This is a genomic window from Virgisporangium aurantiacum, from assembly GCF_016863635.1.
Lineage (GTDB): Bacteria > Actinomycetota > Actinomycetes > Mycobacteriales > Micromonosporaceae > Virgisporangium > Virgisporangium aurantiacum.
The window spans coordinates 118,717-144,453 of the sequence record NZ_BOPG01000065.1 but is presented as its reverse complement, the minus strand read 5'-3'; the positions used below and the strand labels follow the sequence as shown (position 1 = coordinate 144,453).

Here is a 25,737-nt window from a genome sequence, read left to right as displayed (position 1 = left end):
GAAATCCCTTGGGGGACTGTCCGACGTGCCCAAAGGGGCAAAGAATCCAAATCCATCGCTGTCTGGCGATTTGATCGGTTCCATTTTGGCCGCCGAGAGGTACCCCGCCATGCCTGCCAAGCCGAACGAGGACACCCATCACAGCCTGAGCCGCCGTGGGTTCATCACCACGGTGGGCGCCGGCGCCGCCGGAGCGGTTGCTCTGGGCGGCGAAGCGCTCGCCGACCCGGCGCACACCGAGGCGGCCGCCACCGCCACCGCCGAACCGGCGCTGCTCGCCACCCCCGCCGACCGGTTCGGACGCATTTTCCCTGAACTGCCGCCGTTCGTCCCCGCAGACGACCGCCGCCGCGCCGCGCTCATCGACATGGGCAAGCCCGGCGGAATCCTCGACGCCAGGGACAACCTGGCGGCCGGCCCGGTCGCGCTGGTCGCCGACCTGACGCTCTCCGCCAACAACCGGAACCACGACCTGGCGGCGGGGTTCAGCGCCGGCCTGACGTTCGTCGGCCAGTTCCTCGACCACGACATGACGTTCGACCAGACGTCGCAACTGGGCATCCCCGTCGCACCGGAGGCGTCGCCGAACAGCCGTACCCCGGCCTTCGACCTGGACTCCGTGTACGGCGCCGGCCCCTCCGGCAGCCCGAACCTGTACCAGTCCGACCGCATCAAGTTGCGGATCGAGTCCGGTGGGCTCTTCGAGGACGTGCCCCGCAACGCCAACGGATCCGCGATCATCTCCGATCCCCGCAACGACGAGAACATGATGATCTCCGGCCTCCAGGCCGCGTTCATCCTCGCGCACAACCGCACCGTCGACGACCTGCGGGCGGCCGGTACACCACAGGCCCAACTGTTCGAGCGGGCCCGGCAGCTGGTCACCTGGCACTACCAGTGGATCATCCTGACCGAGATCCTCCCGCACTTCGTCGGCCAGGACATGGTCAACGACATCCGCAACAACGGCCGGCGCTGGTACCGGCCCGAGCCTGGCCCGGCGTTCATCCCGGTGGAGTTCCAGGGTGCCGCGTACCGCTTCGGCCACAGCATGGTGCGCCCGTCGTACCGCGCCAACCGCACCGGCGACGTGGGCGGCAACCCGGCAACCGGGGCACCGCAGTTCTTCGGCATGATCTTCGATCCGGCCGGCGAGGGCCAACCCGACCCGGTCGACCTGCGCGGCGGCGCGCGAGCCCGCCGCCGGTTCATCGGGTGGGAGACGTTCTTCGACTTCGGTGGCGACATGACGCAGCACGCGCGGCCGACCAAGCGGATCGACACGAAGATCTCCACCCCGCTGTTCAACCTGCCGCTCGGAGCGATCGGGGCCGGCGCCCAACCGCCGACGTCGCTGGCGCAGCGCAACCTGCTGCGGCACGTGACGTGGGGCATCCCCGCCGGGCAGCGCATCGCGCAGACCATCGGCGCGCCGATGCTCCACCTCCAGGAACTGGCCCACTACGGCGTGGCGCTGGAGAACCAGACCCCGCTCTGGTACTACGTGCTCGCGGAGGCGGAACGGCTCCAGGACGGGCTGCGGCTCGGCCCGACCGGCGGGCGCATCGTCGGTGAGGTGTTCATCGGCCTCCTGCAGCTCGATCCGCGCAGCTTCCTGGTGGTCCAGCCGGGTTGGCGGCCCACGTTCCCGACCCAGGTGCCGGGCACGTTCAAGATGACGGATCTCCTGCGGTACGCCCGCGTCGACCCAGTGAGCCGCGGCGCGTAGGCCGGAATCAATCGATCGGGGCCGATAGATCTGGCCGATTGGCCGGGGTCACCGGGCCCACACGGTAACTACACTCATTGCACGTTTTGCACCGAATCGCTGGCCCAGGCCGGGACCCAGGGAGGACGGTGTGGAGACACCGGGCTCAACGGGCGACCCGCCTTCGCCCGAAAAGAGAACAGTCCGGATCGCCATCCGGTCGGACCGTCGACTGTTCCATGACACGCTGGCGGCCTGCCTGGCCGCGCGGCCGGACTTCTGCGTGGTCGGTCACGTCACCGCCGCGCAGGATCTGCTCGACCTGTGCCGGCTCCGGCGTCCCGAGATCGTGCTCTTCGACGCCGGAGCCGACATAGCGACCAGCACCCGGCTGCTGACCGAACTCCGCAGCCGGCACACGCCGGTCTGCCTGATCCTGACGTACGAGCACCTGACCCGGGCCGGCATCACCCTCGCGGCCCGGCTCGGGGTCGACGCGCTCGTTCCGCACTCGCACGGCCTCGACGCGCTGCAGGCGTTGCTGCAACGGCACGCCGAGGCCCTGCGGTCGAATCCCGCGCCGGCCGTCGACACCGGGCTCACCGATCAGGAACGGCAGATCATCGCGGCGCTCAGCGCCGGGCACACCGCCGACCGGGTCGCCGAGTTGCTGGAGATCAGCCGGTGCACGGTCGAGAACATCAAGCGGCGGATCTACCAGAAGATGCGGGTCAGCAACCAGAGCCACGCGATCGCGCGGGCCGCCGCGCTCGGCCTGGTCGACCGCAAGACCATCCCGCGGCCCCGCCTCGTCGAGTCCGGCACGTCCCTGCGCGTGGTGGTCTACGGACCGGAGACCACCACGCGCCGCCGGCTCGTGCTGGCCCTGCTCGACGCCCACGTGCCGCTGATCATCAACCCGGAACCCGGGCGCGCCTGGGTCGGGCCGCACCTCGACCCGGTGGTCGCGGTGCTCGCCGATCCCGGGCCCGAGCAGTGGGACGCGATCGCCGAGATCGCGGTGCCGATCCTGCTCGTCGGGTCGCGGCCGATGTCGCGCGTGGAGGCGATGACCGCGCTCGGCCGCGGCGTCGTCGGAATGATCGACGCCGACCGGCTGGAGCAGAATCTGTTGCCCGCGTTGACGTTGACCGCGACCGGCCACCTCACGGTCAGCTCCACGCTCGCCGACGGCCTGGTCGCCGGCGTGCGCGCCCGCAACGGCGACAGCGACCGCGCGCTGCCGGAACTCACGTCGCGGGAACGCGACATCCTGAAGTCGATCGCCTCCGGCGACACGGTCCGCCAGACCGCGCGGACCCTGGGCATCGCGCAGAAGACGGTCGAGAACATCCAGGCCCGGCTGTTCCGCAAGCTGGGCGTCCACAACCGGTCCGGCGCGGTCGCGTCGGCGCACTCGTTGGGACTGATGGGCGACGACGACGAGACGCTGTCCGCGGGGTAGTTCACGCGGCGACCGCAACCGGCGCGGCCGGCGGGACGGCCAGCCCGGCGCCGAACACGTTGTCCGGGTCCACCGTCGCCTTGATGCGACGCAACGTCGCCCAGTTCTCCGCCGTGAACGCGGTCGCCGTGCGCGTCGGGTCGGCGAGGAAGTTGAGGAAGCTGCTGCCGATTCCCGACCGGCCCAGCGCGGTCGCGGTCCGGTCCGACGGAACGACGTCGAGGATGACCGACAGCGCCGCGTCGCGGTGCGCCGCCGCTCCGGTGTCGCGGGCGATCCGGCCGCCCCAGTGGCGGATCTCGACGGTGCAGTCCGGCTCGGCGACCAGCGCGTCGACGAGGGCGTCGTCGAGCGTGGGCACCTGGTCGAACGTGCGGGCGGCGGTGCCGCCCATCGCGGCCTCCGCGTATCCGACGACGCGCATGCCGTCCTCCTGCACCGGACCGGCAACCGTCCACAGTGGAGCGAGCAGCGCCCGGCCGCGGTCGGCGTCGCCGGCGTACATGGCCTTGATGACGAGCGTCCCGTCGCGGTGCAGCACGATCGCGGTGCTCAGCTCGTCGGGCGTCCGCTCGATCCAGTCGCGGTAGAAGGCGAGCGTCTCGGCGGCGCGTTCGCGCGTGAAGGAAACCGCGCCCGCGTACACCGACGCCACCGGGTACAGCCGGAACTCCAGCCCGGTCACGACCCCGAACGAACCGCCACCGCCGCGCAGCGCCCACAGCAGGTCGTCGGTCGCGGTCACCACGTCGCCGTCGGCGGTGACGACCCGGGCGCCGACGACGCTGTCGGCGGCGAGCCCGTGCCTGCGGGCCAGCCAGCCGAGGCCCCCGCCCAGCGTGTAGCCGGTGACGCCGACGTCCGGCGACGAGCCCGACAGCGGCGCCAGCCCGAACGGCGCGGCCGCCGCCAGCACGTCGCGCCACCGCGCGCCCGGGCCGACGCGGGCCACCCGGCGGTCCGGGTCCACGATCACACCGGCCATCGCGCCGGTGTGCAGCAGCAGCGCGCCGTCGTGCGCGACGTGCGTCCCGTGGCCCGTCGCCTGAACGGCGAAGGGCAGGCCGCGACGGCGGGCCGCGACCACCGCGGCGCGGACGTCATCGGTGCCGGCGGCCGGGACCACGACGGCCGGGCGCGGGTCGAGGGTCGGCTTGAGGGTCTTCCGGGCGTCGTCGTAGCCAGCGTCGCCGGGGTGCAGAAACGTCGTCATGCGGGTAGGACCGGCACCCCGTGCGGAACTCATCCGTCCGGCACCGATGACTTTCCGGTCGCCGGCCGGTCCTACCTGGATGACCGTCATCAGCATCGCCGCGGACCTCGCGCGGGCCGACATCCCCGGCCTGTGCGCGGACCTCGCCGACCGCCTCCGGGGCTCCCGCGGCGACGGCTCGCTCTACGGCGGCGCCGCCCGGGGCACGGTGGTCTGCGACGTCCGGGCCGTCGTCCGGCCCGATGTGGTGACGCTCGAAGCCCTCGCCCGGTTGCGGCTGACCGCCCGCCGGCACGGGTACGCGCTCGTGATCGACGGCGCCGGGCCGCACCTGGCCGGGCTGATCGGGCTACTGGGCCTGTCCGAGGCGTTCCGGCAGCCCGAACAGCGGGAAGAGGCGGTCGGTGTCGAGGAAGTTGTTGATGCCCGCGATCCGCCCGTCTGAGATCTCCAGGACGATCACCGCCCACGGGACGTCGCCGCCGTCGTGGTACTGCCCGAACGCCGGCATGCCGTTGGCCACCAGGGGAACCAGCCGCGAGCCGCGGCAGACGTTGCCGGTGCCCAGCATCCAGGCGGCGATGTCGTCGGCGCCGTGCAGCCACAACGGCAGCGGCGGCATCGACAGCGTCGCGTCCTCGTGCAGCAACGCGGTGAGCGCGGTGATGTCGTACGCCTCGAACGCCTGCACGTAGCGGCTGAGCAGGGCCTTCTGCTCGTCGTCCAATGGCTTGTGCACGTCTCCGGCCGGCGCTGCCAGCGTCGCCCTGGCTCTCTGCAACGCGCTGTTGACGCTCGGCACCGACGTGTCGAGCAGGTCCGCGACCTCCTGGGCCGACCAGGCGAGCACCTCGCGCAGGATCAGCACCGCCCGCTGCTTCGGCGGCAGGTTCTGCAACGCGGAGACGAACGCCAGCCGGATCGACTCGCGGCCGGCGATCACGTTGGCCGGGTTCTGCGGGAGCACCCGTTCGTCGGGCACCGGGCCGATCCAGATCTCCTCGGGGAGCGGCTCGCCCGGGTTGGTGGCGTGGCCGTCGCCGGCGGGGTTGAGGTCCATCGGGCGGGCCCGCCGCTGGGCGCTGCCGAGCATGTCGAGGCAGACGTTCGTCGCGATCCGGTACAACCAGGACCGCAGGGCCGACCGTCCCTCGAACCGGTCGAAGCTCTTCCAGGCCCGGACCATCGTGTCCTGGACGGCGTCTTCCGCCTCGAACGCCGAGCCGAGCATGCGGTAGCAGTAGCCGGTCAGCTCCGACCGGTACTCCTCCAGCTGCGATTCCACGGGGGTCGTGACGCTCACGTAGCCCAACCTACCTCGGCGTGGTGAATGTCACCGGGGGGAATGCGTCCCCCGGCCGGGTGTTGACCCGCGATATGACCGTGGACGATCTGGGCACGATCTTCGAGCGGCTCCGCTGGACGGTGGCCGACTACGGTCTGCACAGAATGGGCTCCGGTGAGTCGCGGCGCGAGGCCGGCGACGCGGTCCGCTTCCACTTCGTCGCCGAGGGCACAGCGAGCGTGCGCGGCTTCTCCATCGACCTCAGCGCCGGCGACTTTCTCCTGCTGCCGCGCGGCGGTGCGCACTCCGTCGTCGCCGGCGAGGCGGGCACGCTGCTGCACACCGGCCGGTTCGACACCACGTCACCCGAGGCCCGCGCGCTCCTCGCCGCGATGCCCGCCACCGTCGTCGCGTGCTGCATGCTCAGGCGCGAACCGATGGTCGCCGCGCTCGTCGACGGCATGGCCGCCGAGGCGAGTCGCGGCCGCCCCGGCGCCGGTTCGGTCATCTCGCAACTGGCCGGCGCCGTCGCGATGACCGCGATCCGGTCGTGGATCGAGTCCGGGTGCGGCAGCACGCACCTGCTGTCTGCGCCGTTGCAGGACGCCGACCTCGGCCGGGCACTGAGCGCGATCCACGACGAACCGGGTTCACAGTGGACGGTCGATTCGCTCGCGCGGGTCGCGCTCGCGTCGAGATCGGCCTTCGCGAAAAGATTCCGGGACGCCGTGGGCGAGAGCCCGGCACGGTATCTGGCCCGGGTACGCATGGAGCACGCGAAGCAACTGCTCGGTGGGCGCACCACGGTCGCGGAGGTGGCCGTCCGCCTCGGCTACGGCTCGGAGGCCGCGTTCAGCCGCGCCTTCCGCCGGCACGCCGGAGTACCACCGACCCAGTGGCGACACACCGGCGCGCCGCCCGGCCTCGCGACCGAGCGGCACGCCGGCGCCACGGTCACACCTTTCGCGCGCTAGCGAACAGCACGCCACCGACGGCCGCCGCCGCTCCGGCGATCAGCAGCGCCACCCGCACGTCGAACACGTCCAGCAGCACGCCGCCGACCGCCGCGCCCGACGCGATCGCCACCTGGAACATGCCGGTCGCGAGGCTGCCCGCCGCCTCCAACCGGTCTGGCTCGACCCGCGCGATCCACGTCATCACCAGCGTCGGCACGCCCCCGAACGCGGCACCCCACACCGCCACCGTGACGGCCACCGCCACGTACGACCCGGCCACCAACGCGAACGCGCTCGTCGACGCGCCGATGAAGATCGGTGCGATCAGGATGCCCAGCCGCAGCCGCCGGTCCGCGATCTGTCCACTGATGACGGTCCCGACGAACGTCCCCAACCCGAAGATGGTCAGCAGCAGCGCGAGCCGCTCCGGGTCCATGTCCGGCACCAGTTCGGCGGCCGGACGCACGTAGGTGAACGCGGCGAAGTGCCCGCCGGCCACGAGCCCGATCGCGATCAGCCCGAGCGTCATCGCGCGGGTGCGCGCTGTGGCGATCACGGTGCGCAGCCCCGGTGCCCCGGACGGCGCGACCGACGGCAGCCACGCCGCCAGTGCCAGCAGCGCCACCAGCGAGAGCCCGGCGGCGAGCCAGAACACCGGCCGCCAGCCCCACGCCTCACCGAGGTACGTGCCGAGCGGCACCGCCACCACGGTCGCCAGCGACACCCCGACGTTCACGATGGTCATGCCGCGACCCATCCGGTCGGCGGGCAGGATGCTGCCGACCACCGCGAGCGCCATCGCCCAGAACCCGGCGAGCGCCGCGCCGAGCAGCACCCGGGATGCCAGCAGCAACCAGTACGACGGCGCGACGGCGACGAGCACGTTCGACAACAGGCCCAACGCCGTCAACGCGATCAGCAGGTACCGGCGGTCCAGCCGCGGCACGATGGCCGCGATCGTCGGCGCCGTCAACGCGCCCATCACCGCCGTCGCGGTCACCGCCTGGCCCGCCGCCCCCTCGGTGGTACCCATGTCGGCGGCGATGCGCGGCAGCAGGCTGGCCGGCAGGAACTCGGTGGTGACGAGCGCGAAGATCCCGAACCCGACCGCGCCGACCGCGAGCCACCCCGACCGGCCGACCGCCGTCGGCGCGCGCACCGAGGGGGCGTGGGTATCTGACTCGGCCGCCGTCGCCGTTTCTGTTGGTGTCACTGTCATGCGACAAGCCTCGCCGGCACCGCCTCCAACCACTTGATCGTGCGTCGCTGATATCTGATCGATCGTCCATCGGCCGCGGCCTACCCTGGGCCGCATGGACTGGCCCGCCGGCATCGCCCCGGTTCCGCTCGGTGCGGGCGCCCTCGCCCTCACCCACCGGCCGAAGGTGAAACTGCTCCCGGCGCTGGCGTCGGCCGGCGCCACCCACCTGGTGACCCTGTTGGCGAAACGGGAGGGTGCGCTCGCCGTGGGGTCGGCGGCCGAGGCGGCCGGGCTGCACTGGATCTGGGTCGACCTGCCCAACGGCCAGGAGCCGTCACCGGCGAGCCGCACCGGGGTCGTGACCGCGCTCACCATGCTCGCGCCGCTCGTCACCGGCGGCGCCACCGCCGTCATCCACTGTTCGGCCGGCATCCATCGCACCGGCATGTTCGCCTACGCCCTGCTCCGCACCGCGGGCCTCGACCCCGACGAGGCCACCATCACCCTCCGCCACTTGCGCACCATCACCGCCGACGGCGTCGGCGACCACCGGCTCGCCTGGGCCGAGGACCTTGCCACCCTGGCCCGCCACCGCCTCGCGCCCGGCTGACGCCGCTCGCCCCTGCCCCGCAACCGCGCCGCTGACGCCGCCCGCCCTGTCGCCCCCGCTGACGCCGGGTCGCCCTACTTCGCCCTGCTCGCGCCGGCTGACGCCGGGTCGCCTTTACTTCGCCGCCTCGCGGTCCGCTGCCTCATGGCCCGCGCGCACCGGCGCCTCCGCGGCGACCGCGCCCAGCAGGCGCAGCGCCTCCTCCGACGGGCTGCCCGGCTCCGCGTGGTACACCAGCAGCGTCTGCCCCGGCGCCGCGTTCACCGAGAACGTCTCGTAGTTCAGCACGAGCTCGCCGACCATCGGATGCGCGTACCGCTTGATGCCCGACGTCTTCACACCGACGTCGTGGCGGGCCCACAACCGCCGGAAGTCCTCGCTCTTCAACGACAGCTCGCCGACGAGGTCGGTGAGCCGCGGATCGTCGAGGTCGCCGCCGGCCGTGGCGCGCAGGGTCGCCACGGTTTCCGCCGCGACGGTGGGCCAGTCGGCGTAGATGCGCCGCGCGTCGGGGTCGAGAAAGACGACCCGCACCTGGTTCTGGCCCTTCACCGAGCAGTGGTTGACCGCGGCCGCCAACCGGTTGTTGGCCAGCACGTCGAGGTACCGGCCGACCACCATCGCCGGCGTGTCGGGCCACGCCTCCAGCAACCGCACCAGCGACGGCGCGACCCGTTCGACCCGCACCGGCCGGCGCCGCCGACGGCTCTCCGGACGCGCGAGCTTGCGCAGGTGCGCCATCCCCTCGTCGTTGAGCGCGTACACCCGCGCCAGCGCGCTGATCACGGGCTCCGACGGATGCTTGTCGCGCCCCTGCTCGAGCCGCACGTAGTAGTCGGCGCTGATGCCGGCCAGCAGCGCCACCTCCTCGCGCCGCAGCCCGGGTGTGCGGCGCCGCCCCGGCTCGGCACTCCCGGGCTGGGGGAGGCCGAAGTCCTCGGGCCGGGCGACCTCGCGCCGGGCCCGGAGGAACTCGCCGAGGCGGTTGTCGGTCTGCATGCCCACCAGGTTAGGCCGGATCCCGCGACGTAGCCTGGCCCCGTCACTCCCAGGATCGGCCCTCCCAGGAAAACCGCGCCCTGGCAACGGATTCCCGCACCGGTCACGGTGGAGCCATGACAGAAACTCTTGCTGGACGCACCGCCGTCGTCACCGGCGCCACCAGTGGAATCGGTGCGGCCACGGCGAAACGGCTCGCCGCGGAGGGCGCGTCGGTCGCGCTCATCGGTCGGCGCGAGGCCCGGCTCAAGGAACTCTCACAAGACATCGGGACGCGCGTGCTGCCCGTCGCCACCGACATCTCCGACTGGGACGCGGTGCGGGCGGCGGCCGCCACCATCCGGGCCGAACTCGGTCCCGTCGACCTCGTGGTGGCGAACGCCGGCGTGATGCTGGCCGCGCCGTTCGAGCAGGCGTCCACCGTCGAGTGGAACGAGATGGTCGGCACCAACGTCACCGGCCTGCTATACACCGGCCGGGCGTTCATCGACGACCTGCTCGCCGCCGCGGCCGCCGGCGGGCGCGCCGACCTCGTCCACATCGGCTCGATCGGCGGCCACACCGTCTTCCCGAACTACGGCGTCTACACCGCCACCAAGGCCGCGGTCGCGCACCTCACCCGCAACCTGCGCGCCGAACTCGGCCCGCGCGGCGTGCGGGTGAAGAACATCGAGCCGGGCTTCGTCGGCACCGAACTCGGCGACGGCATGCGCGACGCGGGCCAGCGCGAGCACCTCGTGCGGTGGCGCGACTCGCTGGAGATCCTCACGTCGGAAGACATCGCCGACGCGGTCGCCTACGCGGCCGCCGCACCGCGCCGCGTCAACATCGCCGAGATGATCGTCGTACCCACCCAGCAGGGCTGACCCTCACGCCCAACCGGCGGCGTTCGTGGTGGACTCGCGGGAGATGCCCGACCCGGTCTCCGCGTACTCGCCGAACCGCTCGTGGTGAAGGTGATCGAAGAAGTAGCACATCTCTTCCAACTCGGCGTCGAGCACCGCCACCGCCGGGTTCGCGACGACCGCCGCGTAGAACTCGCGCCCCAGCGCGACGATGAACCCGCGGCAGTACAGGAACCCGTCGTCGGACCCGTCGGTGTGCTCGTGGATGTCTTCCCGGTCGATCTCGTACAGCTTGCGTTCGAGCACCCGGTCGAGGTCGGTCAGTTCCGCGCTCGTCATGCCGTCGCACAGGGCGCGCAGATGCTCGAGGAACTCCTCACGGTGCTCCTCGACGGCTTCCAGGTCGCCCTCGTCGGACTCGGGATCCCTCCGCGCGAGTGCGTGCCGCGCCTCGTTCGCCGCCGGATCCAGCTGGGCCCACGCCCGCTCGATCAGGGCCCAGAATCGCGCCTCGTCCGCCTCGGTAGGAAGCACGGCGGGCAGTTTGTCGGTCACGGCGCGGATCGTATCGGGTCACGGTTGCGCGTACTTCGCCGCCGCGGCGTTGGCGGCGGGGCACCGGCCGGCGGCCCGTTCGCAGGCGGCGAGGTCGCACTGGCGGCAGATCCAGCCGCCGCCGTCCTTGCCCGCGACGACGCCGGCCATCAACCGGTCGAGCAGGCGGCCCAGGGTCTTCCGGTCGGCGGCGGAGAAGTCGCCGAGCAGGTCGCGCAGCACGGTGGCGCGGGCGGCGGCGACCTCGGCCGCGGCGGCGCGGCCCCGTTCGGTGAGCATCACCGAGCGCGACCGGCCGTCGCCGCCCGGGCCACGGGTCACCAGTCCGGCCTGGCTGAGCCGGTCGACCAGGCGCACCGCGCCCGACGGCGTGAGCCCGAGCACCAGGCGCAGCCGGTCGAGCGTCGGCCGGTCGAGGAACTGGTCGAGGGCGGTCAGCGCCGCGGCGGCCGAGGGCGACTGCCCGGTGGCGGCGGTGATGGCCGCCGTGGTGCGGTCGGTGACGGCCTGCGCCAGGGCACCCAGCACGTTCGCCTCGCGTTCGCCCGTCACCGGTCCATTGTGTAGGTGACGGTGAGCGGCATGAACGGGTAGTCGGCGTGGGTCGACACGCTCTCGGCGGTGCCGGCGATTCCGGCCAACCCGTCGGTGCCCGAGCCGGCCACGATCTCCGACGTGCCGTGCGCCGTGGTGCCGTCGTAGGCGCCCTCGCCGCGCAGCACGAACGCGCCGGTGCGGCCGCCGAGCGTCGCCTCGACGCGCATCACCGTGACGTACGAACTCGTGCCGTCGGCCCGGTAGAACATCAGCGCCTCGAAAGTCGCCGCGGTGACGTCGGTGCCCGACAGGACGACCTCGGCGCGGGTGAACTTCGTGCCGTCGGGCAGTTCCCGGTACGGCTTCTCGTCCCAATTGTCGATGGTGAGCTTGGTTTCCAGGATCTCACTCATACACCCAACATATGTGTGAGTCAGTCACATGTCAAAACACGGGCTCAGCCGTTGACGATCTCGCGCGTCGTCGCCGCCTGCTCGGTGAGCACGCCGCCGATCACCGCCTGACTCGCGTTGATGCGCTCGACGATGTTGCCGATCGCCGCCAGCACGTCGACGACGCTCGTCGCGTCGCCCTGAATCGTGTCGATGAGCTTGGTGACGTCGTCCGTGGCGCGGCTGGTGCCCTGCGCGAGATCCTTGACCTCGCTCGCCACGACGGCGAAGCCCTTGCCGGCGCTGCCCGCGCGGGCCGCCTCGATGGTCGCGTTCAGCGCCAGCAGGTTGGTCTGCTCGGCGATCGCGCTGATCACCTTGATGACCTTGCCGATCTCGTCGCTGGAGCGGGCCAGCCGGTTCACCGCCTCGTTGGCCTTGCCGGTGAGCGCCTGCGCCTCGTTCGCCACGCTGGTCGCCTGCATGACGTTGCGCTCCACCTCCTCGATGGAGGTGACCAGTTCCTGGCCCGCCGTCGACATGCGGCCGGACTCGGCGATGCGCTGCAACGCCTGTGACATCAGTTGCGCCGTGTTGCGCAGCGCGGCCTGGCGGCTGTCGCTGAGGCGCATCGCCCGCGTCGAGAAGAAGTCCATCGTGCCGACCACCTTGCCGTGGACGACCAGCGGCAGGCACACGCCCGCCTTGACCCCGGCCCGTTGCGCGGCCGGCGCCCGGACGTCGGACAGGTCGCCGAGGTCGGGCACGAACACCATGTCGCGCGCCTGCCAGGCCCGGCCGGCGAGGCCGACACCCTCCTTGAAGGACGCCGACCGCGTGACGCTGCGGAACTCGTCCCCCGCGTTGCCGGACTCCTGCGCGAACGTGAGCTCGCCCGTGGCCGGGTCGACCTTCCAGAACGAGCCGTACTGCCACCCGAAGCCCTGCCGGATCGAGTCCAGCGCGTGCCGGATCCCGGCCTCTTCCGTGGTCGCGGTCGCGAGATCGCGCAGCACCGTGTTCACCGCGCTGAGGTCGAGCGCGGCCTCCGCCTGACGCTCGGCCTCCGCGATCCGTTCCAGGGACTGGGAGACGAGCATCCCGATGGCCCGCAGCGTCTCCTTGCGGTCCTCCGACGGGTCGAGGGCCGCGGTGGAGAAGAAGTCCATGGTGCCGACGACGTTGCCCGCCTCGAAGAGCGGGAAGCACACGCCGCTGCGCATGCCCGCGCGCTGCGCGACCGGTGCCCGCACGCAGTCGGTGAGCTCGGCCAGGTCCTTGACGACCACCAGGTCGCGGCTGCGCCAGGCCCGGCCGGCCAGGCCGACCCCCTGCGCGAACGTCGCCTGCATGGCGACGTTGCGGAGTTCCTCACTGACGGTGCCGGAGTCGGTGACGAACCGCAGCACCCGCGCGTCCGGGTCGATCCGCCAGTACGACCCGTACGCCCAGCCGAAGCGGTTGCGCACGGTCTCCAGGGCGATGTCGGCGGCCTCTTCGGAACTGCTCGCGTCGGCCACGGCACTGATCACGGCGAGAATCGCGCCGACGTTGGCCCGCCCTTCGTCCGCGCCCGAGCCGCCGGAATCGGACCCGACGGCCGACTTCCCCCCACCGAACAACCCCACCTGGACCTCCTCGTCAGGTGCCTGATCGGCAGTGGCGGGTCGATCCTGAGCATCTCGACTCAGGGGTCGTACCGGCAGATCGTCCCGGTCCGCACGGTTCGGTCGAGGTGCACGCCGAGGTCGGGGTGGGCCGCGCCGATCCGGCGGATCGCGTCCCGGATGCGTGCGGTCACGGCCTTCCGGGCGCGTTCGGCCGCGGTCATCCCCAGCGGGCGCGGCGCTCCGCCCGGCCGGGTGGCCCGGCGCAGTTCCGCCCGCACCCGGTCCCGCTCGTCGGCGGCGTGGGCGAGCCCGCCCGCGTCGGACCGCGCCCGGGCCGCGGCGATGTCCTCGTCGAGGGTGCCGAGCCGGCGCCGGTACTCGGCCGCGGCCCGCCGGTCGAGCACCGGCTCGGCGCGCTCCCCGGTCGCCCCCGGCGCGATCAGGTGCAGCGCCGCGACGTCGACACCCGGCCGCGCCAGCAGCACGGCCAGGTCGTGCAGGCCCTTCGCGTCACGCACGTAGGCGGTGCGGTCGCGATAGCGGACCTCCCACATGTCACCCACCCGGCGCAGCGTGGCCGCCGCCGTGGGTTCTTTCGAGGTGACGGGCACAGCGTGCAGTCGATCCAGCGCGCCGCGCGTCTCCTCCGCCCAGGCCCGGGCGCCGAGCCGGCGGTGGGTGTCCAGCGCCCGGGTCAACCAGTGGACCGCCTCCTCGGGCCGGTCGAGTGCCGCGTACAGCAACCCCACCCGGTGTGCGTGCGCGCCCATGAAACACACGAATGCCCCGTTGACCGCGCAGGTGTCGGCGATCGGCAGCAGGTCGTCGAGCAGGGCGGCTTTCAGGTCCCGGTCGCCGAGCGCGATCGCGGCGACGACCAGTTCCCCGACGAAGATCGACCACAGGTACGAGCGGTCGCTGCGCCAGTCGTCGAGCGCGAGCACCGTGTCGACCTCCCGCCGGGCCAGCTCGAGCTCACCGGCCCGGGCCGCGAACCCGGCCGCGACCGCGTGTGCGTGCGCCGGCGCGCCCACCCACCACCGGACCGCCTCCGCCGCGGTGGCGCGCAACTCGACCGGGTCGGCCCGGGCCCGCACGACCTCCAGGCGCTGCGACATCCGGACGTTGCCGGTGTCCCGGTCGCCCACCGCCTCCCCCAGCGCGGCCGCCTCGGCGCTGAGCCGCTCGCCCCGCTCGATGTCGCCGTCGAGCAGCGCCAGCGCCGCCTGCCGGGTCCGCAGCAGGTAGGTGTGGCGCGGCTCGCGGAGCCGCTCGGTGAGGTACCGGAACTGCACCATCGACGCGCGGAAGCCCGCCGATCCGCTCTCCAGCTGCGCGTTCGCGGTCAGCAGCACCGCCTGCGCGTACCGCTCCACGTCACCGGCCCGCCGGGCGAGGTCGGCGATCTCGGCGGCGACGGCGGCCCGCTCGGTGGCCGTACCCGGCGTCCACAGCGTGTCGTGGTGGGCCAGCAGGCAGCTCGCGAGCGTCGACGGGTCGTCGAGGGCACGCGCGGTCGCCACCGCCCGCTCGGCCAGCGGCCGGGCCCGCGACCGGTCGGCCGGCACCGAGTGCTGCAGCTGGCGGGCCAGGGCGGCGGTCACGCGCGCCTCGTCCGCGTCGCGACGGTCGGCCACCGCCGCCCGGGCCGTCTCCAGGACGTCGATCAGCTCGGTGCGGGGCATCGCGAAGCGGGCGCCGACCCGCTCCAGGCCGAGCGCGACCGGGACGAGCAGGTCGGCAGTGCCGGCGGTGCCGGCGGGGCTGGCAGTGCCGGCGGTGCCGGTGCCGAGCGCGCGCGTCCAGGCCGTGTCGAGCAGTACCCGGGCCGCACCCGACGCACCGGCCCGCAGGCGCAGGTCGGCTTCGGCGGTGAGCAGGCGGATCAGGTCGGCGCCGGTCACCGTCCCACCCGCGGCGGTCACCGCGCCCCGGGCCCGGGCGAGGTGCTCCGCGGCGTCGGCGAACGCGAACCGGGCGCTGTCCGCATCGGCGGCGGCCCGGGCCCAGTGCAGCACCGTCGCCGCACCGGCCACCGCGGCCGAGGCGGCGAAGTGGCGGGCCAACTCGGCCGGGAACACCTCGCTGCCCCGCTCGTCGCGGCGCACCAACGCGAGCGCGACCCGGTGGTGCAGGTCGAGCCGGCGCGTCGGGGGCAGCCCGGTGTAGATCGTCTCCCGGTACAGGTCGTGTGCGAAGCGTTCGCCGGTCGGTGCCAGGACGCCGGCCGCGGTCGCCTCGGCGATCCGTTCCACCACCGCCGTCAGCGGTTCCCCGCCCGCGTCGGCGAGCACGTCGGGTTGGACCGTCGCCCCGGCGACCGCGGCCACGTCGAGCACCGCGGCGCAGGCGGCCGGCAACCGGGCCAGCCGCCGGGCGATGGCCTCCCGGATCGCGGTGGGCACACCGTCGGCCGGGCCACCCGCCATGATCAGGTGACACAACTCGCGGGCGAAGAACGGGTGCCCACCGCTGCGCTCGTAGACCGAGCCGGCCCAGCGCGCCGCGGCGGCGTCACCGGCGACGGTCCGCACCAGGTCGTCGACGTCGCCCGGCGGCAGCCCGCGCAGCGTCACCAGTTCGGCGGCCGCGGCGAGATCGGCGAGCGTGTCCGCCGCACCGCCGCCGAGCTCGGCCGGCCGGTACGCGCCCACGAGGAGCACCCCGCGGGCCTCGACCCGGTGCACGAGGTAGCGCATCAGGTCCACGGTGGACCGGTCGGCCCACTGGAGGTCGTCGAGGATCACCACCACGGGACCGTCGAGGGCGGCGTGGATCAGCAGCCGCGCGACCGCGTCGAAGACGGGCAGCCGAACCGTGCCGCCGGGCCCGGCACCCAGGTCGGGAACGACGGCGGCGAGCCGCGGGTCGGCGTGCGCCCGCAGGTCGTCGCGACGGTCGAGCAGGACGCGCAACGCCTGGGTCCAGGGCCACCAGGCGGGCGCCTGGTCACCGTCCCAGCAGGTCCCCCACACCACCGTTGCGCCCGCTTCCGCCGTATCGGCGGCGAACCGGGACAGCAGGGCGGTCTTCCCGATGCCGGCCTCACCGGTGACGAGCGCCAGGCCGGCGCCGCAGCCGGCGCCGGCCTCACTGCCGGCCCCAATGCCGGCGCGATAGGCCGCGGCCAGCCGCGCGAGCGGTTCCGCCCGTCCGACGAACTCCGCCATGCCGGCATTCTCGCCCCGTCACCCGGTCGCGCGGGAAGTGCCAGCCGAAATCTGACCCTCGCCAGGCCCGTTCTGGCGCGGTACCGGGTATGAACAATCAATTCGATCCCGCGAAGTACAAGACCACCACCCGCGCGCAGTGGCAGGACGCCGCCGAGGCCTGGCACCGGTGGGGCCCGGCGATCGAGTCCTGGCTCGGCCCGGCGACGGACCTGATGCTCGACGCGGCCGGTGTCACCGCCGGCAGCCGGGTGCTCGACGTGGCGGCCGGCGCCGGCGGGCAGAGCATCGCGGCGGCCCGGCGGGCCGGGCCCACCGGTCACGTCCTCGCGACGGACATCTCACCCGCGATCCTCGAGTACGCCGCGAAGGCCGCCACCGACGCGGGCCTCACCAACATCGACACCCGGGAGGTCGACGGCGAGAACCTCGACGGTGGCGCCTTCGACGCGGTCATCTCGCGCGTCGGGTTGATCTACTTCCCGAACCAGCGGGCCGCGCTCGCCGGGATGCGATCGGCGTTGCGACCGGGCGGGCGCGTCTCGTGCGTCGTCTACTCCACGGCCGACCGCAACGGCTTCTTCGCGATCCCGGTCGGCATCATCCGCCGCCGCGCCCAGTTGCCGCCGCCGGCACCAGGGCAGCCCGGCCCCTTCAGTCTCGGCGGGCCCGGCGTGGCCGAGGCCGCGCTCAGGGACGCGGGATTCAACGACGTGACCGTGACGGCGGTGCCGTCGCCGGTCCGGATGGCGAGCGCGGCCGAGTGCGTCCGGTTCGAACAGGAGTCGTTCGGCGCGCTGCACCAGATGCTCGCCGGCCTCGACCCGGACGGACGGGCGGCCGCCTGGCGGGAGATCGCCGACGCGCTCACCGCGTTCGAGGGCCCGGACGGGTTCACCGGTCCGTGCGAGATGCTCGTCGTCTCCGGAACCCGCTGAATCAGGCGGCCAGCGCGGGAATCAGCCGCATCGCGTTGCCGGCGTACATCGCGCGCAGGGTCTCGTCGTCGAGGTCGAGGCCGTCGATCGCCCACCGGCCGCTCAGCTCGTCGCCGTCGGGGTCGTGCGGGAACTTCTCGTCGGCGCTCTCCAGGAACCGGTAGTGCAGGAGGTACGAGCGTCCGTCGGGCGGGAACCGGTCGGTGCCGAACAGCACCCGGTCGCGGTGCCGGGTGAACAGGTCGCGGGCGGCCCGCGGCTGGCGGCCGAGTTCGGCCAGCCGGGCCGCGATGTCGATGTGGAAGTTCGGGTACCGGTCGAGCATGTCGCCCACCCGGCCCAGGTTCTCCGGGTAGCAGCCGCCGTGCACGCCGATGAACGTCGTGGCCGGGTTGGCCGCGACCATCGATTCAAAAGCGTCTATGAGACGTTCGAACGCCGGGAACTCGGGCCCCGCGAACGACCACTGTGGATAGCGCAGCAGTTGTTCGAGGCGCTCGTTGTGTTCGTCGATCGGGTCGAAGAACGCCTTGGGGTCGGCGGTGTGCACGGCAACGGGAATGCCCAGCGCGGCCGCCTCCGTCCACAGTGGAGCGAGCCGGTCGTCGTCGAGCAGCACCAGGTTTCCGGCGTGGTCGCGGCGGTGCAGCCCGAGGTCCTTCCAGACCTTGAGGCCCTTCGCACCCCCCGCGACCGACGCGCGCAGCCCGGCGGCGATCCGTTCGTCGAAACCGGGTGTGGTCAGTTCGGTCCAGTCGACGTGGCAGAACGTCGCGAACCGGCCCGGATGGGCCGCGTCGTACCGGGCGATGTTCTCGGCCAGTTCGGCGCCGAACCGCCCGCACAGGTTGACGATCGCGCGGACGCCGCTGCGGTCCATGAGGTCGATCAGCGCGGCCGGGTCGGGCACCATCCACGACCCGTCGTCGGTGAGCCAGCGGCCGAGGTGGTTGTGCGCGTCGATCACGGGGAACCGCGGCCCGGTCACCTCGCTCGCCGCCACCCGTAGTTGCGTTCGCGGCGTCCAGCGCCGCAACGGCAGGTCGTACAAAGGATGCGAACTGGCCGCCTCCTCGGAGGGGACCATCCCGGTCATCGCTGGTCGGGCCATGATGCGATCTTGTCATCCCGGTGTCGTCGTGCCGACACAGATGTCCGAACATCCCGCGCCGGCCCTCTGATGGAGTCGGAGGTGGCGACCATGGTGAGCAACTACGGCGTGCTGCGCGGCTCGATCGACCGCTGGGTGCGTGAGGACGGCGACGGGTCCTCGCCGCACCTGCAGATCCGGGTGCTCGACGGCACCGGCCAGCCGTGGCGGATCGCCGTCAACGTGCAGTCGAGCGACGCGTCGCACGTCGTCTACTGGTTGGTCGACCCGCTGCGCGGGCACCCGCTCCTCGCCGGGCTTCCCGTGCTGCCCACCGGGTTCACGGCCGCGCCGCCGTCGGCGACGTCCACAGTGGACTACGTGCGGGCGCCGCTGTTCGCGTGGGAGTCGGGCGTGGCGCTCCGGCCCAGCGGCGACCAGCCCGCCGACGACCTCCAGGACCTGCTGATCCTGCACCTGCGCTCGTGCGCCGAGGCCGGCGGCGAGGTGTACGCGTTCGGTTCGCGGTTCGACCGGAACCTCAACAAGCCGATCGACCGCGAGTTCGGCAACACCGACGGCCTGCACGGCATCCACAACATCCACCTGAACCAGGGCAACGTCGGCCAGTTCGCCGGCGACAACGGCGTGTTCCGCGACGGTGGGCTGATCCTCGCCCACCCCGACCGCTTCGTCGGGCTGTTCCTCGCGTTCCAGACGCAACGGGTGCCGACCACCGAGTCCGGCGCCGCCGCGGCCGGCGCGAAGACAATTCGCGAACTCATCGGCGGCGCGCTGCCCCCGGCGACGTCCACCGCCGGACCGGTCTACCTGGAACGGGCGCTGCTGAACCCGGCGGGCCCGGACGCCGGCCGGGAGGTCGTCGTCATCGGCAACCTCGCCAACGCCGAGACCCCGCTCGACGGCTGGCAACTCGTCGACCGCAACAACCGCGTCACCACGATCGCCGGCCTCACGCTGGCACCCGGCGGGTCGGTGCTGGTGCCGCTCGACGGGTCCGGCGCGCAACTGAGCAACAACGGCGGCAACCTGATGCTCCGCGATCCGGCCGGCCGGCACGTCGACGCCGTGGTGTTCACCGCCGACGACGCGAAGGGCGACGACAGGTTCGTGCGCTTCTCCCGCTGAGTGTTATCGATTCGATGCATCGATACGCTTGATGTCTGTTTTGCCGGGTCGCCACCACGCAGTCCGAAACATACGCTGCGATCATTGATGTCGACTCGACACAGGGGGATCGAGCGTTGTCGCCTTCCCGCGCCACTGGCCGGCTCATCCGGGCGGCCGCCGCGCTCACGGTCACCGTCCTCGTTCTCGCCGGGCTGCCGCGTCCCGCGCTAGCGGCCGAGACCTACGTCGGAACCTCCAGCTACCTCGGCGCGCAGGCGCTGGCCATCGGCACCGCGGGCAAGTCGGTGCCGGTCTACTACAACGCCTACAGCGTGGGCGGCGCGACGCTGCCCGCCGACGTCACCGTGAAGGTCGACACCACGAAGTCGCCCGGCATCATCGAAGCGAAGCTCGCCGCCCAGGTACCCGGGTGCTCGGCGACGAGCGGCGTGTTCACGTGCACCAAGAGCACCGGCTCCGGCTCCGGTCCCGACGGCGACTTCAACCTGGTGTTCACCGCCGGCAGCACCGCGAAGGTCGGCGACGTGGCGTCGGTCGCCGTCACGGTCACCGCAACCGGCGCGCGCACCTCGGAGCAGACCTACCAGCTCCGGATCGCCGAGCCCGGCCCCGACCTGCGCGCGCGCGACTTCACCAACGCCTCCACGCCGGGCGGCACGGTCACCTTCCGGCCGGAGTTCCGCAACCAGGGCGACCGGCCCGCCGAGACGCTCGTCGTCGGCTTCGCCACCGACCGCTTCGCCGCGCTCACCGACCGGTTCAGCAACTGCCACTACGCACCCGAGGGCACGAATCCCGCGGCGGTCTGCGTCGTCGACGCCCTGAACCTGGAGCCGGGCGAGGTCGCGACGTCCGCGGTGGCGGTGTCGGCCAAGGTCACCGCCGACGTACCGGGGCAGACGTTCGTGGCCTACCGCGCCGACGTCATCGCCAACGGCACCGACCTCGACGAACCCTGGGAGCAGTGGCCGCTGGGCACCGGCCCGGCGCTGGGCTTCCAGCGCCAGCCGGTCGGCCAGCAGGCCGCCACCGCCGACGTCGACTACACCGACAACCAGGGCAACGTGCGGATCACCACGCCGGCGAACCCGTCCGACGTCGCCGCGCAGGGCGCCACCGCCAAGGGCAAGGTCGGCGACACCGTGTCGGTGAAGGTCGGGCTCACCAACAAGGGTCCCGCCTTCATCAACGGCGTCTCCGACGGCGAGACCTCCAACCCGGAGAACCCGTACAACGCCGCGTTCGTGGTCACGTTCCCGGCCGGCGTACAGGTGACCGGCATCCAGGTCCCCGCGGGCGACGGCAACTACTGCCACGGCGTCGTCGACGGCAAGGTCGACGAGACCATGAACCAGGTCGGCAGGTCGGTGTACCGGTGCATGCGGTGGGCGATGGCCGTGAACGAGACGTACACCGTCACGTTCACGGTGAAGATCACCGGAGCCGTCAGCACCGCCGGCTCCGTCGTCGCCCGGGGCGGCTCGTCCGACCCCGACACCGCGAACAACACCGCCAAGGTCGAGTTCACCGGCGAAGACGGCCTGCCGATCACCGGTCCCAACGCCGCTCTCACGGCCACTCTCGGCGTCACCCTGATCATCATCGGTTTCGGCCTGTACTTCGCCGGTCGCCGGCCGGGCGCCAGCTGAGCACGGGCGCCGTCATCGAGTAGGCACCACCACATAGAAAGCGGGCCGGCCCTCGACGAGGACCGGCCCGCTGCTCAGTGGTGGTGATGGTAGTAGTCGCCGCGGCGCCAGATCATCACGGCCAGCATCGCCGGCAGCATCAGGACGTGGCCGACCATCATCACCGCGTCCCCGTCGACGGCGCCGAGCCAGAACGGCACGAGCACCACCAGGAACGGCACGTACATCGCGGCGCACATCTCCGCGATCCGTGGCCAGGAGTGGCGGCGGATCCGCATCCACACCGCCATGCCGATCGACATGTTCGTGGCCATGACGAGCGCGGACACGTCGGCGCGGTCGTGCACCGACGGAATCAGCCACGTCACGAGCGGACCCAGCGCGATCATCCCGACGAACATCGCGACGACCATCTCGACGTAGTGGAGGGCGAACCGCAGGTGCCCGCGGGCCCGCGATTCCGGCTTGGTGGTGGATGGCATGGCACGAATGCTGCCGCCCGCGCGCCGTGTTGTGACGTGCCGGAGGTCATGGTCTCCGGTCACGGTTCCGGCATGACCCCGCTTACAGGAGACCCAGTGACCGGGCGCGGAGCGCGGCCTGGGTGCGGTCGCGGGCGCCGAGCTTGCCGAGCACGTTGGTCACGTGGTTCTTCACCGTACCCTCGGCGAGGTGCAGCGCGTCGGCGATCTCGCGGTTGCTGCGGCCGTCGGCCAGCAGGCGCACGACGTCGAGTTCGCGGTCGCTGAGCGGCACCACGAGCGGCTGCGGGCGCGGGCGGTCGTCGGCCGGCAGTTGCGCGAACCGCGCCACCACCTTGGCCGCGACCGACGGCTGCAGCACCGACTCGTTGCGCGACGCGGCGAGGATCGCCTCCACCAACCGCGCCGACGAGACGTCCTTGAGCAGGTACCCGACGGCACCGGCGCGCAGCGCGGCGAACACGTCCTCGTCGTCGTCGAACGTCGTCAGCGCGATGACGCGCACGCCCGGTTGTTCGGCCCGCAGCCGCCGGGTCGCGGCGATGCCGTCGAGCACCGGCATCCGCAGGTCCATCAGCACCACCGACGGGGCGAGTTCGGCGCACCGCCGCACCGCCTCCTCGCCGTTGCCGGCCTCGCCCACCACCTCGATGTCGTCGCGCACGCTGAGCAGCGTCGCCAGCGCCTCGCGGAACAGCGACTGGTCGTCGACCAGCACCACCCTCACCGTCACGCCGGAACCTCGACGCTCAGCGTGGAACCCTTGCCGGGCACCGACTCCAGCGCCGCGACGCCACCGGCGTGCGCCGCCCGTTCCTCGATTCCCAGCAACCCGAAGCCCCGTTCGGTGGGTTCGTCGCCCACTCCGTCGTCCCGCACTTCCAGGCGCACCAGAGCCGCCTGCGAATAGTCCAATGTCAGCCCGGCCCGCGTCGCCCGGGCGTGCTTGCGCACGTTCGTCAAACCCTCCTGGGCGGCGCGGAACAGCGTCTCGTGGGCCTGCTCCGGCAGCTGCCGCACGGTGCCCGCGATGTCGAGCGTGGTCGGCACCCCCGCGGCCGAGGTCTCCTCCGCCAGCGCCTTCAGGGCCTCCGGCAAGGGGACGGGCGCAGCCGGCTCGCGCAGCGCCGCGACCGACCGGCGCACCTCCCGGAGCGCCTCCTCCGCCTGCTCCTGTGCCTTCGCGAGGACCTCGTCGGTCTTCTCCCGATCGGCCACGAGCACCGCGCGGGCCGCCTTGATCTGCATCTGCACCACGGTGAGCGCGTGCCCGAGCCCGTCGTGGATGTCGCGGGCGACCCGGTTGCGCTCCTCCGCCGCCGCCAGCTTCTCCGCCTGCAGCGCGTACTCGCGGAGCCGCCCGTGCGTCTCGGCCAGTTCGGTGCGGGCCCGCTGTTCCCGCACGAGCAGCGTGGTGACGACGGCCGCGAACCCGGCCGCCGCGAGCAGCCCGACGCCTTCGCGCACCCCGGCCCGCCATTCCATGCCCGCGTGGAAGAACGGGATGACCGCGACGATCGCCGCCACCGCCGGCATCGGAACCAGCAGCACGCTCTGGCTCACGAGGACCACGAGCAGCAGCGTCGCGCCGACCGACGGCGAGTTGACGAAGATCGCGTACCCGAGCAGCAACTGGAAACCGACGTACGCGTAGCCGGCCCACCGCCCCGACACCCGCTCGAACCCGACGGTGGCGACCAGGACGTACACCGCGGCGAGCGCGAGCGACAGCCGCGATCCGTCGGACCCGATCGTGTCGACCGCGAGCGTCAGGAACGCTCCGACGGACAGAACGGCCAGCGCGCGTCTCACCCCATCACTGTGGCATGGCTGTCAGCCGGCTTTGTCGCCGAGGGAGGCGACGGCAGCCGGAGGCGCACCTGCACGGGCAGGTGGTCGCTCGGGAACCGGTCGCCGTCCCGGAACGGGATGACCGTCGCCTCCTCCACCGCGATGTCCGGCGTGACCAGGATCCAGTCGATGCGCGGCCCGTCGACGACCACCGGGCCGAAGCCGTGCCACGTGCCGTACGCCGGCCCGCGCCGCGCCGCGGCCGTCCAGGTGTCGACAAGTCCGCCGGTCAGCGTCTCGTACGTGGGGCTGTCGGGGCCGGCCGGCGTGTTGAAGTCACCGGCCAGCACGACAGGAATATCGGACGCTAACGCGGCGATCCGGTCGCGGATCAGCGCCGCCGACCGCTGCCGGGCGCTTTCGCTGATGTGGTCGAGGTGGGTGTTCACCGCGCAGAACTCGCCACCGGTCACCGCGTCGCGGAACCGGACCCAGGTCACCATCCGCACGCAGCGGGCGCCCCACGTGTTCGAGCCGACCACGTCGGGCGTGCCGGACAACCAGAAGACGCCGTCGCGCACCGGGGCGAGCCGCTCGATCCGGTACAGGATCGCCGTGTACTCGCCCCGCGTGCCGCCGTCTCGCCCGGTGCCGATGAACCCGTACGCCGTGCCGAGGTCGGCCATGACGTCGTCGAGTTGGCCGGCGAGCCCTTCCTGGGTGCAGATCAGGTCGGGCCGCTCGGCGGCGAGCAACGAGCGGACCAGCGGCCGCCGGTCGGGCCACGGGTGCGGACCGTCGGCGCTCGCGTACTTCAGATTGAACGTCATGACACGCAGGGGCACCGGTCAAACGGTAGTCAGGCGGCCGGCGCCGTCCAGGTGGCGGGGATCCGCCCGATCCGGACCCGTTGCGGGTGGTCACCCACGGCCACGGTCGCGACGCGTTGGCCGGTGGCGAAGCTGATCGCGGTCACCCGGTCGGAGCCCGACTCGGAGATGACGCAGTCGCGGCCGTCGCCGCTGACGGTCGCCCAGTACGGCTTGCTCGCCGTCACCAACGGACCCTCCTGCAGCGTGGTCCGGTCGACCACGGTGGCGTAGTCGTCCATGGTCCCGGCGACGCACACCTTGGTGCCGTCGGGGCTCATCGACAGGCCGTGGTGCCGGGAGTCGTTGACCCAGGTGGTGCGGTCCTCGCTGGTCGCGGGGTTCTTCGGCAGCGTCTTGACCCGGGTGATCCGGTCGGTCGCGACGTCGTACTCGGCGAACCCGTTGAAGAACGACACCTGGAAGTACAGCTTCGACTCGTCGGGGGTGAACACGGCCGGGCGCACGGCGTCGGAGAGGTCGCTGCGGCCGGCGGCGTCGAGCCGGTTCCGCATGTCGATGACCCGGGCCACCTGGAACGTCGTGGTGTCGGCGACCGTGATGCGCCGGTCGCCCTTCGTGAAGTCCAGCCACGGGTCGTCGAGGTCGGTGTTCACCTCGCCGATGGACATGTTCCACAGGTACCGCCCGCCACCGGTGAACACGTTCTCGTGCGGCTTGTCGCCGGTGGCGAACGAGCCGAGCTGTGCGCCGGTGTTGATGTTCAGGATGTGGACGGTGTTCGATGTGGACGCCGACACCGCGACCCGGGTGCCGTCGGGCGACACGGCCATGTGGTCGGACCGGTAGCCGGACACCGGGAACCGCCACCGCAGCGCGCCGGTGCGCAGGTCGATCGAGACGACGTCGGCGAAGCTCGGCCGGGACACCACGAGCGCGGTGCCGTCGGGGGTGGCGTACATGTCGTCGACGAGTTGGTCGTGCCCCTCGCCGGGGCCCTGCTGGATGCCGAGGTAGAAGGCCAGCCGGATCGGGTTGAGGTAGATCTCCCACAGGCGCTGGCTGCGGTCGGGCACCACGTTGAGCCGGCCGAGTTTGGCGTAGGTGCCGGTGGGCCGGATGACGTCGACGGTGCCGTCCCAGTTGTTGCCGACGAACATCACCTGCTGCATGGCGGGCGCGGCCAGCACCGGTGCGGGAGCGACGACGAAAACGGAGAGCAGAGTGGCGATGACGAGACTCGCGCGGGTGTGTCTCAC

Annotated in this window: 24 protein-coding genes; 9 read left to right on the top strand and 15 right to left on the bottom strand. The window is 72.5% G+C overall.

The window, feature by feature from the left end:
* Positions 1–109 precede the first annotated feature (109 nt).
* Complete coding sequence (locus Vau01_RS44730) at positions 110–1,729, top strand: peroxidase family protein (protein ID WP_204006357.1); 1,620 nt, start codon at positions 110–112, stop codon at positions 1,727–1,729.
* Between the two features lie 130 nt (positions 1,730–1,859).
* Complete coding sequence (locus Vau01_RS44725; protein WP_204006355.1) at positions 1,860–3,173, top strand: LuxR C-terminal-related transcriptional regulator; 1,314 nt, start codon at positions 1,860–1,862, stop codon at positions 3,171–3,173.
* Between the two features lies 1 nt (position 3,174).
* Here Vau01_RS44725 and Vau01_RS44720 read toward each other — a convergent pair whose 3' ends face one another.
* Positions 3,175–4,386 (bottom strand): FAD-binding oxidoreductase, encoded by a 1,212-nt coding sequence (locus Vau01_RS44720; RefSeq protein ID WP_204006353.1) that lies wholly within the window; start codon positions 4,384–4,386, stop codon positions 3,175–3,177.
* Between the two features lie 79 nt (positions 4,387–4,465).
* On the opposite strand from Vau01_RS44720, the gene Vau01_RS44715 reads away from it, so the two are divergent.
* On the top strand, positions 4,466–4,831 hold the full coding sequence (locus Vau01_RS44715) for an STAS domain-containing protein (protein WP_204006351.1): 366 nt from the start codon (positions 4,466–4,468) through the stop codon (positions 4,829–4,831).
* On the opposite strand, the gene Vau01_RS44710 is transcribed toward Vau01_RS44715, so the two are convergent.
* Complete coding sequence (locus tag Vau01_RS44710) at positions 4,736–5,689, bottom strand: sigma-70 family RNA polymerase sigma factor (RefSeq protein WP_373320392.1); 954 nt, start codon at positions 5,687–5,689, stop codon at positions 4,736–4,738. The genes Vau01_RS44715 and Vau01_RS44710 overlap by 96 nt on opposite strands.
* Positions 5,690–5,763: 74 nt before the next feature.
* Between Vau01_RS44710 and Vau01_RS44705 the strand changes: the two genes are divergently transcribed.
* Positions 5,764–6,645 carry an AraC family transcriptional regulator gene (locus tag Vau01_RS44705; RefSeq protein WP_204006347.1) on the top strand — a complete coding sequence of 294 codons (882 nt, stop codon included), beginning with the start codon at positions 5,764–5,766 and terminating at the stop codon, positions 6,643–6,645.
* Here the strand turns inward: Vau01_RS44705 and Vau01_RS44700 are convergent.
* Positions 6,626–7,846: an MFS transporter gene (locus tag Vau01_RS44700; RefSeq protein WP_204006345.1), complete on the bottom strand. Its 1,221-nt coding sequence runs from the start codon at positions 7,844–7,846 to the stop codon at positions 6,626–6,628. The two genes, Vau01_RS44705 and Vau01_RS44700, sit on opposite strands and share 20 nt — an antisense overlap.
* 94 nt (positions 7,847–7,940) lie before the next feature.
* On the opposite strand from Vau01_RS44700, the gene Vau01_RS44695 reads away from it, so the two are divergent.
* Positions 7,941–8,438: a protein-tyrosine phosphatase family protein gene (locus Vau01_RS44695; protein WP_204006343.1), complete on the top strand. Its 498-nt coding sequence runs from the start codon at positions 7,941–7,943 to the stop codon at positions 8,436–8,438.
* A 114-nt stretch (positions 8,439–8,552) separates the two neighbouring features.
* Here the strand turns inward: Vau01_RS44695 and Vau01_RS44690 are convergent, their stop codons facing one another.
* Entirely contained in the window at positions 8,553–9,437 is an 885-nt protein-coding gene (locus tag Vau01_RS44690) for a helix-turn-helix transcriptional regulator (RefSeq protein WP_204006342.1), read from the bottom strand.
* 116 nt (positions 9,438–9,553) lie between these two features.
* Here Vau01_RS44690 and Vau01_RS44685 point away from each other — a divergent pair, with 116 nt between their 5' ends.
* Complete coding sequence (locus Vau01_RS44685) at positions 9,554–10,303, top strand: SDR family oxidoreductase (protein WP_204006341.1); 750 nt, start codon at positions 9,554–9,556, stop codon at positions 10,301–10,303.
* A 3-nt stretch (positions 10,304–10,306) separates the two neighbouring features.
* On the opposite strand, the gene Vau01_RS44680 is transcribed toward Vau01_RS44685, so the two are convergent.
* From Vau01_RS44680 to Vau01_RS44660, 5 genes are read right to left on the bottom strand one after another with little or no spacing between them, the layout of a single operon-like run.
* Entirely contained in the window at positions 10,307–10,837 is a 531-nt protein-coding gene (locus Vau01_RS44680) for a DUF4240 domain-containing protein (protein WP_204006340.1), read from the bottom strand.
* An 18-nt stretch (positions 10,838–10,855) separates the two neighbouring features.
* Complete coding sequence (locus Vau01_RS44675) at positions 10,856–11,389, bottom strand: MarR family winged helix-turn-helix transcriptional regulator (RefSeq protein ID WP_204006339.1); 534 nt, start codon at positions 11,387–11,389, stop codon at positions 10,856–10,858.
* Entirely contained in the window at positions 11,386–11,787 is a 402-nt protein-coding gene (locus Vau01_RS44670; protein ID WP_204006338.1) for a DUF3224 domain-containing protein, read from the bottom strand. Before Vau01_RS44670 ends, Vau01_RS44675 begins: the two co-directional genes overlap by 4 nt.
* 44 nt (positions 11,788–11,831) lie before the next feature.
* A complete protein-coding gene (locus Vau01_RS44665; RefSeq protein ID WP_204006337.1) occupies positions 11,832–13,394 on the bottom strand; it encodes a GAF domain-containing protein in 1,563 nt (520 codons plus the stop codon).
* Between the two features lie 59 nt (positions 13,395–13,453).
* Complete coding sequence (locus Vau01_RS44660; protein WP_204006336.1) at positions 13,454–16,546, bottom strand: ATP-binding protein; 3,093 nt, start codon at positions 16,544–16,546, stop codon at positions 13,454–13,456.
* 89 nt (positions 16,547–16,635) lie between these two features.
* On the opposite strand from Vau01_RS44660, the gene Vau01_RS44655 reads away from it, so the two are divergent.
* Positions 16,636–17,484 carry a class I SAM-dependent methyltransferase gene (locus tag Vau01_RS44655; protein WP_204006334.1) on the top strand — a complete coding sequence of 283 codons (849 nt, stop codon included), beginning with the start codon at positions 16,636–16,638 and terminating at the stop codon, positions 17,482–17,484.
* A gap of 1 nt (position 17,485) precedes the next feature.
* Here the strand turns inward: Vau01_RS44655 and Vau01_RS44650 are convergent, their stop codons facing one another.
* Positions 17,486–18,595, bottom strand: coding sequence for an amidohydrolase family protein (locus Vau01_RS44650; RefSeq protein WP_204006332.1), 1,110 nt, complete (start codon positions 18,593–18,595; stop codon positions 17,486–17,488).
* Between the two features lie 90 nt (positions 18,596–18,685).
* Here Vau01_RS44650 and Vau01_RS44645 point away from each other — a divergent pair, with 90 nt between their 5' ends.
* A complete protein-coding gene (locus Vau01_RS44645) occupies positions 18,686–19,723 on the top strand; it encodes a DUF2278 family protein (protein ID WP_239152351.1) in 1,038 nt (345 codons plus the stop codon).
* 116 nt (positions 19,724–19,839) lie between these two features.
* A complete protein-coding gene (locus Vau01_RS44640; RefSeq protein WP_204006328.1) occupies positions 19,840–21,375 on the top strand; it encodes a hypothetical protein in 1,536 nt (511 codons plus the stop codon).
* Positions 21,376–21,449: 74 nt separating this feature from the next.
* Here Vau01_RS44640 and Vau01_RS44635 read toward each other — a convergent pair whose 3' ends face one another.
* From Vau01_RS44635 to Vau01_RS44615, 5 genes are all read right to left on the bottom strand, one after another.
* Positions 21,450–21,857, bottom strand: coding sequence for a hypothetical protein (locus tag Vau01_RS44635; RefSeq protein ID WP_204006326.1), 408 nt, complete (start codon positions 21,855–21,857; stop codon positions 21,450–21,452).
* Between the two features lie 82 nt (positions 21,858–21,939).
* Positions 21,940–22,590 carry a response regulator gene (locus tag Vau01_RS44630; protein ID WP_204006324.1) on the bottom strand — a complete coding sequence of 217 codons (651 nt, stop codon included), beginning with the start codon at positions 22,588–22,590 and terminating at the stop codon, positions 21,940–21,942.
* Positions 22,587–23,669 (bottom strand): sensor histidine kinase, encoded by a 1,083-nt coding sequence (locus Vau01_RS44625; protein ID WP_204006323.1) that lies wholly within the window; start codon positions 23,667–23,669, stop codon positions 22,587–22,589. The genes Vau01_RS44630 and Vau01_RS44625 overlap by 4 nt, the downstream gene beginning before the upstream one ends.
* Complete coding sequence (locus Vau01_RS44620; protein ID WP_204006322.1) at positions 23,666–24,493, bottom strand: endonuclease/exonuclease/phosphatase family protein; 828 nt, start codon at positions 24,491–24,493, stop codon at positions 23,666–23,668. The genes Vau01_RS44625 and Vau01_RS44620 overlap by 4 nt, the downstream gene beginning before the upstream one ends.
* Before the next feature lie 14 nt (positions 24,494–24,507).
* Complete coding sequence (locus Vau01_RS44615; protein ID WP_204006321.1) at positions 24,508–25,737, bottom strand: YncE family protein; 1,230 nt, start codon at positions 25,735–25,737, stop codon at positions 24,508–24,510.

Bases quoted from the DNA above. Each gene is read 5' to 3' on its own strand.
- Vau01_RS44730 (WP_204006357.1), top strand. From the start codon at position 110: ATGCCTGCCAAGCCGAACGAGGACACCCATCACAGCCTGAGCCGCCGT.
- Vau01_RS44720 (WP_204006353.1), bottom strand. From the start codon at position 4,386: ATGACGACGTTTCTGCACCCCGGCGACGCTGGCTACGACGACGCCCGG.
- Vau01_RS44715 (WP_204006351.1), top strand. From the start codon at position 4,466: ATGACCGTCATCAGCATCGCCGCGGACCTCGCGCGGGCCGACATCCCC.
- Vau01_RS44705 (WP_204006347.1), top strand. From the start codon at position 5,764: ATGACCGTGGACGATCTGGGCACGATCTTCGAGCGGCTCCGCTGGACG.
- Vau01_RS44700 (WP_204006345.1), bottom strand. From the start codon at position 7,846: ATGACAGTGACACCAACAGAAACGGCGACGGCGGCCGAGTCAGATACC.
- Vau01_RS44695 (WP_204006343.1), top strand. From the start codon at position 7,941: ATGGACTGGCCCGCCGGCATCGCCCCGGTTCCGCTCGGTGCGGGCGCC.
- Vau01_RS44690 (WP_204006342.1), bottom strand. From the start codon at position 9,437: ATGCAGACCGACAACCGCCTCGGCGAGTTCCTCCGGGCCCGGCGCGAG.
- Vau01_RS44685 (WP_204006341.1), top strand. From the start codon at position 9,554: ATGACAGAAACTCTTGCTGGACGCACCGCCGTCGTCACCGGCGCCACC.
- Vau01_RS44670 (WP_204006338.1), bottom strand. From the start codon at position 11,787: ATGAGTGAGATCCTGGAAACCAAGCTCACCATCGACAATTGGGACGAG.
- Vau01_RS44660 (WP_204006336.1), bottom strand. From the start codon at position 16,546: ATGGCGGAGTTCGTCGGACGGGCGGAACCGCTCGCGCGGCTGGCCGCG.
- Vau01_RS44655 (WP_204006334.1), top strand. From the start codon at position 16,636: ATGAACAATCAATTCGATCCCGCGAAGTACAAGACCACCACCCGCGCG.
- Vau01_RS44650 (WP_204006332.1), bottom strand. From the start codon at position 18,595: ATGGCCCGACCAGCGATGACCGGGATGGTCCCCTCCGAGGAGGCGGCC.
- Vau01_RS44645 (WP_239152351.1), top strand. From the start codon at position 18,686: ATGGTGAGCAACTACGGCGTGCTGCGCGGCTCGATCGACCGCTGGGTG.
- Vau01_RS44635 (WP_204006326.1), bottom strand. From the start codon at position 21,857: ATGCCATCCACCACCAAGCCGGAATCGCGGGCCCGCGGGCACCTGCGG.